The following is a 13,195-nucleotide window of genomic DNA, read 5'->3' on the forward strand; positions in this document are numbered from 1 at the left end:
AACCCCGGCGACCATGCGGGCGGAAGCATCCGCGCCGCTCGCTCTTACTGGGCCGTCTATGACCGGTCGTTGTTCTTAGTCGCTCCCTCTCGCTGCTTTTTCAGTACTTCGTCAGTCCCGACCAGCTTTTTCGCCCCGCCGGAGATCGCTGTGGACACCACGGCCGGCGGGTCACTCGCGGGAAAGGAATCCTCAAGTCCGGCCTGCAATTGGTCTTCCAAGGTTTTCGGCTCTTCCGACCGACCAAGTGTCCTTCGGGTTTCTGCTTCCTCCAGCGGCTGTTTCATTTTCGGCGAAGAACTGACCTCTCGAACGCAGGCGTAAAGCTGTTCGATGGCAAATTCCTTCATTGTCTCGAAATCTGCCCTTTCATCATTCATTGCCTCGATCTGATCGACCATAGTCTTCTCGAACCGGTCAAGGCTATCGCTTCCGCAAGCCTGGCAAAGACGCAATAATGCTTCGTGGAGCACTTTCGGACCAAAATAAGCAGACGCTTCGAGCTTGAGCCGCTGCAAATGCTCTGGAGTTACCGCCTGAATTTTTGACATATGCAGCCCTTTCGCCTGACGAGCATATCAACGGCAATGGTCGGCAGATGTTCCATTCACCCGGCACTGATGCATAGCTCTTGTTCAGCGAGCCGCCGCCAATCGCTGCGACGCAGACTGGTCGACGCGATTTCTGGCCTGTACATGCGGCAAACTGCGGTAACGTGCGACCGGAATGGTTTGAGCGCTTGGTCGAGAATGCCGCAAGCGCGAAAATGCCGGTGTCTGTGGGCTATCGGTCATTTGAAGCGGCGGGTGTCTACCTCCGTGCTCGGCCGTCTTCGAGTTCGAGCGTCGAATCGAAGTAAGTCATCCAGCGCGTATCGTGAGTCACAACGCAGATCGCGACATTGCGACTGTCCGCCAGATGCCTGAAGACCTTCATCACCATCTCCGCCCGCGTACCATCCAGGGCAGCGGTGGGTTCGTCGGCCAGAATGACGGTTGGATCGTTAGCAAGGGCCCTCGCGATCGAAACACGCTGCTGCTCGCCGCCGGAAAGCTGGGACGGATAGTTGGAGCGGCGATGTCCCATGCCCAACGCATCGAGCAGCCTGGCGGCTCGCACCTGGGCCTGCTGCCGGCCGACATCGTTGACCTGCATGGCGATAGCGACGTTCTCGGCCGCCGTGAGAAAAGGGATCAAATTCGCCTTCTGGAATACAAAGCCAAGATGGGTCCGCCTGAAGGTCCGCAGCTCGTTGAGCTTAGCACCGGGACGCGAAATCACCTTGCCGTCGAACAGAACCTCTCCCGTAGTCGGAGCCTCCAGCAGGCCGGCGATCATCAGCAGTGTCGTCTTGCCCGAGCCGCTGGGGCCGACGATGCCACTGACGGCGCCGGGGCTCAAGGTCAGCGAACCTTCAGCCAGCGCGGTGACAGGAGAGCCGCCGCTCTCATAGACCTTGCTGGCGCTGCGGACCTCCAGCGTGGCGAGGCGGCGCTGCGACATCAGGCCAGCACTTCCTGGGCACGGACCGCGAGCGCACGACGGATCGCAAACCCGCTGGCCGCAAGGCTGAGCGCCATGAGCACCAACGACAACACGCCAAGGTCGGATTCGGTGATCAGCACGGTTCTCGGGAACCTCGGATAGATCGTGAACGAGATGGCGATGGCCAGAACGAGGCCGCAAAAGCCGATCAACCCCGCCTGCTGCGCGATCATGCCGATGATCACCCGGTCACGAGCGCCGATCAGCTTCAAAAGCGCTATCTGCGCGACCTTCTCGATCGTCATCGTATAGATGGTCAGCGCTATGACGGCGCAGCAGATGAGCAGCGTCATTGTCGTGAAAGCCAGGATCTGTACCCGCAGCTTGCCGAGGCGGCCGTCCAGCAGAAGCGTTTCCTGGTCCTGTTGAGTCAGGACCTCGACATCACCCCAGCGCTTGATCGCGTCACGCACGACCTCCTTGTCGGCGCCCGGGAGAGTTTCGACGATCACCGCGGCGACACTTCCGGTATCGTCGCCGAGACCCATGCGGGTCTTGCCCTTGGCAGCGCGGTTGAGGAGGATCGCTTCGCTGGGCAGGAGCTGATTGATGACCTGCGCGTCCGGGATGGTGACGAACAGTAGACCGTCGCCACCCATGTCGACCTGCCCGGTAGACACGCCGACAATCGTATAGCTATCCCGTCCAAGCCGGATCTCGTCGCCAACAGCCAGGCCGAGAGTTTTGTCGGCTATCGCCTCATAACGATTCGATTGGACGTGACGGCCTGCGATCAACGGTATCCAGCTACCACTGTCGCTTGGATAGTCCACTCCGGTGACCGACATGCGCAGGGGAGCCCCGTCGACATCGAACTGCTGATTGTATTGGATGAACCGCCGCGTTGCCGCAACGCCGGCCACGCCGGCCACGCGGCGATCGAGATTGGCCGGAACGGCGGAGGATTCGGCGAACGGCCCGGACTTTCCCCCTTCGACGACCCAGAGGTCGGCACCAATGCCATCGATCACGATGAGTGCTTCGTAGACGATGCCGCGATACATGCCCAGCATGCCGATCGTCGCCGCCATCAGGAGGCCAACGCCGAAGACAGTCAGGATGAACCTCAACAGGTTGTGCCTGATATCTTTGATCGCGAGGTTCACCCGCCTGATACCTGTATGTTGACCGCCTGGTACTGGAAGCGGCCTGTCGGACTGAGCACCACATCCCCGACTTTCAGGCCGCGCGTGATCTCGATATCGGCACCGCTGGAATAGCCCAGTGAAACGGGCGCCCAAAAGGCCCGGCTTTCGCGGGCAACCCATAGACCCACCCGCCCCTGGTTCCTGGCCAGGAAACGCTGTGGCACGGCGATGCCCGGCGATGGCGATTCCGCTTCGATGATGATGCTCGCACGCTGCCCAACCGCCCAGTTCGCAGGCACCTCGTCCAGTTTCAGATCGACTGTGAACTCACGCGTCTCCTGGTCGACCTGACGGCCGATCCGCAGGATCGAAGCGGCATAGGGCCGCTGCGGATTCGATGAGAACGTGACCTTCGCGACCTGCCCAGGCCGAAGCGACCCCATTGCGGATTCATCGAAGCGTGCAAAGACCAGCAATGATTTCGGATCGACGATCTGCATCAGTTCGACGCCCGGCGAAAGCAGGTCGCCGACTGTACGACTGCGGGAAACCACGACACCGTCAACCGGGGAGCGTATGGAGGTTTCGCCGACGCGGCTCCGCAGTTGCTCGACCTCGGCGGTCGCGGCCGCGGCCTGGGCCTTTGCACGCTCGATGGTAACAGTCGCGCGCGCCAACGCGGCCTCAGCCTGCTTCTGGGTACCCTCGACGAGGTCAAACTCAGATTTGGAAATCGACTTGCCGGCCAGCAGGAGCTTCCTGCGCCCCAGATCGGCCTGAGCGGTGCCGGCGGCGATGGCCAGCCGGTCGCGCTCGAGCTCGGCCTCGCGCACACTCTCCCCAGCGGCCCGGTCGTTGGCGACCGCGGCGGCGAGCTGGTATTCGAGTTCGGTCGCGTTGAGGGTGGCGAGTACGTCGCCTGCCTTCACTTCGTCATTCCGGTCGACGCGGACCTCGGCCAGGAACGCCTGGATCCGTGCCGTCACGACAACCTGATTGGTCGCGCCAAGCAGGCCAGGCCCGGCGATCTCACGCGCGATCAGCCTTTGCTGGGCGACATAGGACTCGACCTGAGCGGGCCAGATGTACCATCCGGAAAAGAGCCCGACTGCCGCCAGAACGGCAAACAAGATTAAGATGAAGCGAACCACGTGACTTTACCCGCACCGGCTTCGGCCGGCCCCGTCAACCCAAGAATTGCGCAATACTACCCCGCCGCCTGCTCAACGGCATCGACTGTCGATTGGCCGGCCACCAGCCGTTCGATGACCTCCCGCAGAATGTCATGCGCCTCCGCATCGTCATAGCCAAGCAGATCGTATGTCATGAACAGACCAAGACCGGTCCCGCTCGGATAGGTACGCAAGTCTAGCTCGCTGGTGCGTGGCTTTTCTCGCCGCATGTCAGGCAGGGGCGTTACTTTGAACATGCCGAGGTCGAGCTCGCCGGTTGCATTGGCCCTTTGAAGCGGGGCCGACTGCGTGGCCTGCGTCCATCTTTCGACCGTCTGGGTGCCGACGACGAAGAGGGAGGTGTAGGACCCCTTGGCCACGACATCGTCATGAACGTCCCCGAAATAATTCGAATCCATGAAGGGCGCGAATTGGATGGCCTCGTTGATCCCTTCTCCGAGGGAAACGGCGAGTGCTTCGAGCGTCTCGTACCGGGACAGACGCACGCGTACGGGCACGTCCGAGGCGACGAAGTTGACGTAGTTCTCCAGCCTCCGGTCGTGGCGCAAGGCAGCTGGGATCTGCAGGACCATATCATCCACGCCACCCCGCGCACCAATGGTGTGTGCAAAGGCCGCGATGATCATGGCCGTTTCCGTCGTGCCGGCTGCCCTGGCACGCTTGCGCAGCACATCCTGCTGGTCGCCGGGTATCGAGAGCGTCACGCCCTCGCCGAGGCTGCAATCGACCAGATTGACATTCGTCCGCCGGCCCTTCGCCTTGCGCCCGAGATTGGGAATATCCGGCAAGGGCTCGGCGAATACCTTGCGCAGGAATGCGTCGCGCCGTTCGAACGAGCCGGGTTTTCCGACATGGTCAAAATCCCGGATGAACCGGTCGATGCTCATTTCCACGGGATCAAGCGGCAGGCCGAGATAAGCCTTGACTGTCTCCTCGACGATGAGGCCGAGAGAATAGCCGTCAACGACGAGATGATGTGCCTTGGCGACGATTAGGTCGCTCTCGGAGCCGAACCGGATGACGGTGACACGGAACATCGGTGCCTCAATGTCTATGCGCTCCTGCGCAAGTTCCGTTGCGCGCTCTATTGCTTCGGCCTCATCGGCAACTTGCTCGACCCTGAAGAACTCCGTCGGCGTCCTTTCCAGATAAGCGCCGTATCCAGCCCCCTTGCGGAAGAACCGGGTACGCATCACCTCGTGGCGCGCCATGATCGTTTCGATCGCTCGCCTGAGACGGTCGGCATCCATCTGCGGCCGGATCTTGAACTCTTTGCTCACCAGGAACGCGGCACGGGCATGCGAAGTCGCGTCCGGATGTTCCTGGAAACGCAGCAACCCCAGTTGCGTGCTGGTCACCGCAATCTCTCTTTCTACGTTGGGCACGCCCTCGAGCGGCGAGCGCTCGACATCCGCGCTCGCACTCGGCTGGCCAGACCACTCGCGCACCCTCCAGAGCATTGCGTCGGGTACCAGGGGGCCTGACGTTTCAAGCTGGGAGGAAAGCTCGCCGAGAAACTCATCGAACAGCAACCGCGCCGTTGCTTCCTCGACGACGTCGAGATCCACCGTCAGCCGGCAGACAACAGCGGCTTCGCAGACCGCTGCGGACAATTGGATCTCGTGCGCGGATGCGGCGACCGCGTCGAGAGGATGGTCGAGAGCGGCGAGCGCGGTAACTTGGCTCCCGTCGAGGAAAGCGAAGCCGAATTGGCGCAGCGAAATATGGCGAACGCGCAGGTCCTCTTCGAGCGCCAGTTCCAGGGACGACGTATCCATTGACCGGTGCGCGTGACCGTTTGCGTCGGCACGCTCGACCTTCCTGAGCAGATCGTAACCGGGTTCATCCATGGCTCGCAGGACAACCGGATAGGACCCATCCAGGGGGCCTATCAATCCGTTTGGTATCCCCTCCCCGCGCTCGCTATACCAGCGGTCGACGACCAACGACCGGCGGGAGAAGCGGTTTGCCAAGGTCTTGGCATAGGCGGTCAGGAAGCGCGCGGCCGGCAATTCCGATTTCCGCGCGAACGCTGCGGCGGGAAGCGTGATCTCCAGCAGCCCGACACGGCCCCGGTTCGATCCCATACCGGCGGGAGACGCGGCGCGACTGCGGCCGGGTATCGGTACGATCGCAGGCGCGTAGTGAAGGATCTCCTTCCAGTAGGCGAGATCGCGACGATACTCGCTCGATCCAGGCATCGGATGGACCCCGCGTGCATGGTCGGCAAAACTGGGCCTGGCTTCGACCGCTTCCTCCTCGTCTTGCGCGAGCTGCGCGAGCAGAAGATGAACCGACAAAGCGTCGGCAGCCGCGCGATGAGCCCGGACTTGCAGCTCGTGACCGCCATCCTGCCGCTGCCACGCACCGATGCGCCACAGCGGACCAGGGAGCGCGACATCGCCCAAACGACCGCCCGGCGAAAGCACTTCAACAACCAGTTGGGCCTCGAAACCGATCTCCACCGCGCCGGACGCCGATGTCGCACCCGTCATCCGGAGCGCATCGTGGCTCTCGACCAGTCGAGCCAGTCTTGACGCAAGCGTGGCCAGCGACACGCCAGGCGCGATGCTCGTCTCGACCAGGATCTGATTGTCGGCCTTTGCGACGGCCGACGACATCGGCCGTCCATCCAGCATCATCGCATGGACCTGGCGGCCAAGAGGCCGGAAGGCTTCCTGCACTGCAGCGCCGTCGGGACTCACTTGTGCGGCCGAGACCAGCAACGCGGATGCCTTGAGCTTCGCCTCAAAGGCGGACGCGACGAGACGGGCGAGCCCCGCGATCGTCGGCGCCTGCAGGAACTTGGCGACAGGGATGTCGACTTCGACCTGGGCCTCGACGCGGTTCTTCAGCTCGAACGACGACAGAGAGTCGAGACCGAGTTCGCTGAGCTTGCGGTCATCAGCCAGGGCGCTTGCCTCGACCTTCAGGACTTTCGCCACCTCGCGCCGGATCATGTCCGCAAGCAAGTCGTCCCACGCCTCGCGTGGCGCGGCCGCCAGCTCGGCCTGAATGCGAGACCGCCCTCCGGTTCTGTCTCCAAGCAGCGGCGAAATCCTCGGGTTCGTCGCTGCGCCCGGGTTCGTACGTGCGATCGCGGCCCAGTCGATATGGGCGAAGCCGAGGTTCTCCGATCTGGCGCGCAACAGATAGGACAAGGCTGCCGCCGCTTCGGAATCCTGCACCGGCTTGATGCCTACGCTGTCGAGATAGTTGGTCATTGCTTCCGACCTGGCGACGAATCCAGTGCCGGCGATCATGCCCCAGGCCGTGGAGGAGCCAGCCAAGTTGCGACCTCTGCGATACGTGGCGATTGCGTTCAGAACAGAGTTGGCCGCCGTATAGTTGGCCTGCCCCGACGAACCGATAACCTGCGCGATCGAGGAGAAATTCACGAAGAAGTCGAGGGGAATATCATGTTCGACGACGGCGACGTGCAGGTTCCATCCGCCGGCTATCTTCGGCCGCAGCACGCGGTCGATCTTGCCTGCATCGAGCTGCGAGACGAACGCATCCTCGATCACCGCAGCGCCATGCACGATGCCGCGCAGTGGGGCGTCTCCCGCAGCATGTTCCCCGATCAGCCTGTCGACGGCTGCTGCATCGGTCACGTCCAAAGCCGCGCGAACGATCCGCGTGCCGCGCTGCTCCATGATATCGATGGCTGCAGCCGCTTCGGCATCGGGAACACCGCTTCGATTGGCAAGGATGATGGTTCCCGCGCCCTTTTGACTCAGCCAATCGGCGATCGCGACGCCGAAGCCCTTGAGTCCACCGGTGACGAGATAGGAGGCCTGAGCGGAGACGGCGAACTGTGCGGCGAGGTCAAGTTCGATGTCCACGGAAGGTTCGTCGAAAGTGACGATCACTTTGCCGATGTGCAGCGCTCGCGAAAGCATGCGCATGGCTTCCGCAGCACGTGATGCCGGGAAACGGCTCGCCTCCAGCGGCTTGTAAGCCCCGGCGGCAACCTTTGCCTCCACCTCCGCCAGCAATTGCCTGAAGAGTTTCTCCCTCTCCACGGGAAGCGTCGAGAGATCAATGACCGAATAGGCGTTATTGCGATAGAGCGAGCGAAGTCCGATCGGTTTGTCGTCGGCGAGATCGCGCTTGCCGATCTCGACCATGCGGCCGAACGGCGCCAGGCATTCCAGGCTCTTGTCGATGCCATTGCCAGACAGCGCGTTCAACACCACGTCGACGCCGCGGCCGCGCGTCAGGGAACGCACCTCGTCGGCGAAATCGAGGGCGCGCGAGTTCATGACCTCATCCACGCCCCATTTCATCAGGAAGGCGCGTTTCGTGTCGCTGCCGGCAGTGCCAAAGACTCGAGCGCCCACGTCATGCGCGACCTGGATGGCGGCGAGGCCGACGCCACCCGAAGCCAGATGGATGAGCGCGGTTTCGTCCTCCGCCAATCTGCCGATATGCGTGAGAGCGTAGTGAGCGGTAAGGAAGGCTGTCGGGAGGGTCGCGGCCTCGATCAGATCGATGCCGTCGGGCACGCGCATGGCGAGATCCGCCCGGATCTTGGCGAAGCGTCTGAGATAGCCCTTGCCCATGCCCATGATGCGATCGCCGGGCTTGAGATTGGTCACCCGATCACCGACTTTGCGAACGGTCCCGGCGAACTCCAGCCCGAGATTGCGCCAATACGCCTCGTCATTCTCCAGCTCGTCCGGCAGGATGCTGGTAGCCGCCATAATGTCGCGGAAATTCAGGCCGACCGCGGCGACTTCGACCATGACCTCGTTCGGCGCCAATTCGGGATCGGCGATTTCGCGCAGTACGATGTTGTCTATGGTGCCGGGTCCCGTCATGGTGACGGCGAAGTTGGAAGAATCCCGCGCGGTCTCCAGCGTCCGCCGCGACGGCGCGACTTCGTGCAAAGCCAATTGTTTCAGACGCGGGACATAGCGTTCGGCGCCGCGCAGGACGAATTCCGTTTCTGCGGTTTCCTCCAGCACGGCGTCCGAAGTCGTTACCCCTGACTGCAGCGACTTGGCATCCGCATCGATAAGACGAATGCTCAAATCCTTGAATTCGTTTGCCATTGTGCGAGAAATACCGATCAAGGCGCTCTCGCTCAGGCCGGAAAGGCTCATCGGCTGGTCACCTTGCATGAGCCGGCTGCCGGACGTGAAGACAACCAGTTCGGGCCGCGGTTCGAACGAGCTGTGCAGCCGGTCGACGACCTTTCCAAGTGTGATCAACTGGTGGACGACAGGCGTAATCGTGGCGAGAAGCGCGTCCCCGCCTGCTTTTTCGTCGAGCGTCTCGGCGACGGCGGCGCTGAACAGGATGCCACCCTTCCCCTCCGATTTGGTCATGAATGCCCGGATCGTGGCGAGCGCTTCATCCGCATCGAGATTCAAGAAGGGCGCGGGATTTGCGACTTCGACCGTCACTCCGCGGCTGACCAACTCGGCCAATGTGGCTTCCAGACGCTGCGTTCCGTCACCCACCACCAGCCAGTGAGTACAACGCAATGAGGGTGCTGCGGGTTTGGCTTCCTGCTTCTCGAAATGCTCCTCGAAAGCGCTGGAGACGGAGCCGGCGCCCTGTTTGGTCCTGCCGCCCCTGACCTTGCCCAGCGCCTTTGTCTGCAGGTTGTCGAGAACGATCAACGGCTGCCCTTCCGGCGAGAATACGCTGAACCGCATCGAGTACGGATCGAGGCCCGGCCGGATGTCGACGATCACGTCGGGTGTCATCGGGGCGCTCAGCAGGATCTTGCGCGCCCCGGTCGGCAGGCGCAGCTGGTACTGGGCCTTGTCTTCATTCGCCGGCGGCAGCGGTTCACCAGGAAGCCACACGCCGTCTTTATGCGAAGCCAGGCCGATGCCGGCCTGGAGCACGGCGTCCAGCAGTCCTGGAAAGGCGAAATACTGCTTCGACAGGTTGGGATCCTTGCTCGACAGCCTGGCAACCAGGCGGTCGCCGATAATATCGAGCGCGCTCACTGACTGGAAATACGGGCCATATTCAAGGCCGTGCCGTTCGGCCAGACGGTAGAATTCCGTCTTTTCGACAAGGCTTGGGCGATCTTGCAGGAGGTCAGCGGGAGCTGGTGCAAGTTCGTATTTGTGGCTGAAGCCATAGGCCTCGGCACGCGTCCTCCAGCCGTCTTCCGAATCCCGATGGAGCGTCGAGATGCGCAGCCTGCTACCGATCGGATCGAACGTCGTCGTGACCAGTATGACGTCGTCCTCGGCGATGGAAAGCGCTTCGTACAGTTTGAAATCGCGCAGCTCCACGGACTCGGATCCGAAATGGTCGCGCAGCGCGGCACCCATGATTTCGATGTAACCGACGGCCGGGAACAGGCAGTCGCCGCTGACGCGGTGGTCAGCTAGGAATTTGAAGCCTCTGAGCGTAATTTCGTTCGTCCAGGACGGTCCCGCCGTGAAGTCGCGCCATCCAAGCAGGGCGTGCCGGGGCGCCTCGAACAGGAAGCTCTTGGTCTCCTCGGATGTGTTCAGCAGGCGCTGGTTGTTCCAGGGCAGTTTGGGAATGGCCAACCGACCGCTCGATGGTTTCGGCCGGTGAAATTCGACACCGGCAACGTGCAGGCTGCCCTCGGCCCGCGCCAGCGTCCAGAAATCATCAGTTTTGCGATCGAGCGAGTTCACCGCGGCGACGTCTGCCCCACGTTCCTGCGAAATGCCTCGGATGAGCGGCGTCAGCGTGCGGTGCGGACCGACTTCCAGGAAAGTATTGATGCCGAAATCGAGGGTGAAGTCCAATGCCTTGGTAAAGCTGACAGGTTGGCGCAAATTGGCCCACCAGTAGTCAGCGTCAAACTTCGTTTCGAATATGCCGGTGACAGTCGAGATGATCGGCAGGCGGCCTTCCTTCCAGGCAACCGGACCAAGTTCGCCGAGGAACCATTCCTTGCAATCTTCCAGATGCGCGCTGTGCCACCCGAAATCCATGGTCATGCGGCGGGCCGTCGCGTCGGGATAGGCTTCCGCGACCTTGGCCAGCAGGCCAAGCACCGCGTCCTCCATGCCGGAGATCGTCTGAGCGATCGGGCCGTTATAGGCAGCAATGACGACGCTTTCGTCGTCGGGCAGGAAAGGCTCGAGCTGCTGGACCGTCAGCCCTATCGTGGCCATTGCACCGCGCCGCTCGCTTTTCAGCGGTATGAGGCCGCGTTTGGCGATGATGCGGGCCGCCGTCCCGAGATCGATGACGCCTGAAACATACGTGGCCGCGACCTCGCCGAAACTATGACCGATCAGAAGCTCAGGCCGCACGCCGATCTTCATCCAGCGCTCGTAGAGCGATATCTGTGTGGCGAAGATGGAGGCCTGCGTGACATCGGCATCGTTGATACGGGTCTTTGTCTCGTCCCGTAGCATCTCCTCGACGGTCGACCAGCCGACCATCGGACGCAGCACCTCGTCGAACATCTCGGCCGTTCGGCGAAACGCGCGGTCTTCCTTCAACAGGCGGCGCGCCATGGCCCACCACTGGCCGCCCTGGCCCGAGAAGGCGATGGCGAGCCGACGGTTGGAGGAGGCCCTGCCGGTGATGATGGTCGGCCCTTCCGCGTTCTGCTCAACGGCTCCTTTCGCCAATGCGCGCAGCTGGGTCTGGAGCGCGGTGCGCTCGGGCTCGACGATAAGCGCGGCCCGTTGGGCGAAGTTATCGCGCGCGCTGCTCAAATGGGCGTTGATGTCTTCGACCGGCGTCTCTGCCAGGGAGCCCCCCTCCTCCAGAGCATCCGCCAGACGGCCTGCCCACAGCTCCAGTCCCGCCGTGCTGCCGGCCGAGATCGGGACGGCTATCGGATGGCCGGCTATTACCGGCCTTGGCGCGCGATTGACGCTCGGCGACAGTCCCCGCCATCCTTCCACGGCGATCGAGGCATTGGTTCCGCCAAAGCCGAAGGAGTTGACCACCGCCAGGGCCGGTCGGCCGTGATGGTCGATTGGCTTCGGCTTCGTTGCTACGGCGATGTTTAGCGCGTCGAAGGGAATGCTCGGGTTCGGGCGCTCGAAATTCCGGTTCGGCAGCACGATGGCATGGGTCGCCGTCAGCACGGTCTTGATGAAACCAGCGATACCGGAAGCGGATTCGAGGTGGCCGAGATTGGGCTTGAACGATCCGACATAGGCCGGCTTTGGTCGTGAATTCACACCGAACACGCGGCCGATGGCAGCCGCCTCGATCGGGTCGCCGACCGGTGTGCCGGTTCCATGAGCCTCGACATAGTCGACATCCGCCGGATCGATGGAAGCGCCTTCTACGAGCGCCTCCAGCATCGCTTGCTGCGCTTCCCCACTCGGAGACGTCAGGGTTGGCGTATATCCGTCCTGATTGACCATCGAATGACGGATCACCCCATAGATCCGGTCGCCGTCCGCAATTGCGCGGTCGAGAGGCTTCAGCAATACGAAGCCGCAGCCTTCGCCGCGAACGAAGCCGTCCGCCCTTTCGTCGAACGTGTAGATGCCGCCGGTCGGCGAAAGCATATTGGCGCTGGAGAATGCGATGAACGGACCCGGATCGAGCATGCAGTTGACGCCGCCTGCCAGCGCCATGTCGCAGGTGCCCGTGCTCAGGTGACGCACTGCTTGGTCGATGGCGACGAGCGCCGACGAGCATGCCGTGTCGACGGCAATGCTCGGCCCTTTCAGATCGAAGCGGTGGGAGATTCGATTAGCTGCGATCGAGAACGCCGAACCCGTGCCGGCAAAGATATCCCCGCCACCGACACGTCCGCGGCGAAGGTTCTGCGCGAAATCGTTGGTCGAGATGCCAAGGAATACACCGGTGCGTGCGCTACGCAGATCGGCCAATGTGCGGTGGGCGTCCTGGACGGCCTCGAACGCCACTTGCAGCGCCAGGCGCTGCTGCGGGTCCATCGTTGTCACCTCGCGGGGCGACATGTCGAAGAAACTCGGGTCGAAGCCGAAAACATCGCTGGCAAGAAATCCGCCCCAGCGCGTCCGCATCTTTCCCCGCGCATCGGGCTCCGGATCGTAGAAGGCGTCGGCGTTCCAGCGGTCCGCCGGGATATCAACGATGCCGCAGTTCTTCTCCAGGAGAAAGTTCCAGTACGATTCCGCGTCCTGAATCCCTCCAGGGAACCGGCAACCGATCCCGATAACCGCGACTGGCTGCGTAGAGTCAATGACGTGCTGGGGCGCATCGCCCCCACGATGAATGTTCATGCCCAGACCCCCGCCTAGTTATGCACCGTAGGTTGCACAACCCACGGTGTATTTAAATGCATGTCCTTGCGGAAGCTCCAAGCGCAAATTCACCAGGCAAGCATCTTTGTCGCAAGATGTGTCTTTTAAGCCGATCTGACTGCTTTTAAGCCAATATGTCTGCTTTTTAAGCCGATCCGACTGC

Annotated in this window: 5 protein-coding genes; all 5 read right to left on the bottom strand. The window is 62.2% G+C overall.

What is annotated here, in order from left to right; genetic code table 11:
* Nucleotides 1-56: 56 nt before the first annotated feature.
* Entirely contained in the window at nucleotides 57-551 is a 495-nt protein-coding gene (locus ACWTU8_RS18015; RefSeq protein WP_455849231.1) for a hypothetical protein, read from the bottom strand.
* 259 nt (nucleotides 552-810) lie between these two features.
* Nucleotides 811-1,503 (bottom strand): ABC transporter ATP-binding protein, encoded by a 693-nt coding sequence (locus tag ACWTU8_RS18020; RefSeq protein ID WP_455849232.1) that lies wholly within the window; start codon nucleotides 1,501-1,503, stop codon nucleotides 811-813.
* Nucleotides 1,503-2,651, bottom strand: a complete 1,149-nt coding sequence (locus ACWTU8_RS18025; protein ID WP_455849233.1) for an ABC transporter permease — start codon at nucleotides 2,649-2,651, stop codon at nucleotides 1,503-1,505. Before ACWTU8_RS18025 ends, ACWTU8_RS18020 begins: the two co-directional genes overlap by 1 nt.
* Nucleotides 2,648-3,784, bottom strand: a complete 1,137-nt coding sequence (locus ACWTU8_RS18030) for an efflux RND transporter periplasmic adaptor subunit (protein ID WP_455849234.1) — start codon at nucleotides 3,782-3,784, stop codon at nucleotides 2,648-2,650. Before ACWTU8_RS18030 ends, ACWTU8_RS18025 begins: the two co-directional genes overlap by 4 nt.
* Before the next feature lie 56 nt (nucleotides 3,785-3,840).
* On the bottom strand, nucleotides 3,841-13,011 hold the full coding sequence (locus ACWTU8_RS18035) for an SDR family NAD(P)-dependent oxidoreductase (RefSeq protein WP_455849235.1): 9,171 nt from the start codon (nucleotides 13,009-13,011) through the stop codon (nucleotides 3,841-3,843).
* Nucleotides 13,012-13,195 lie beyond the last annotated feature (184 nt).

This window comes from Mesorhizobium sp. BHbdii (genome assembly GCF_053848045.1).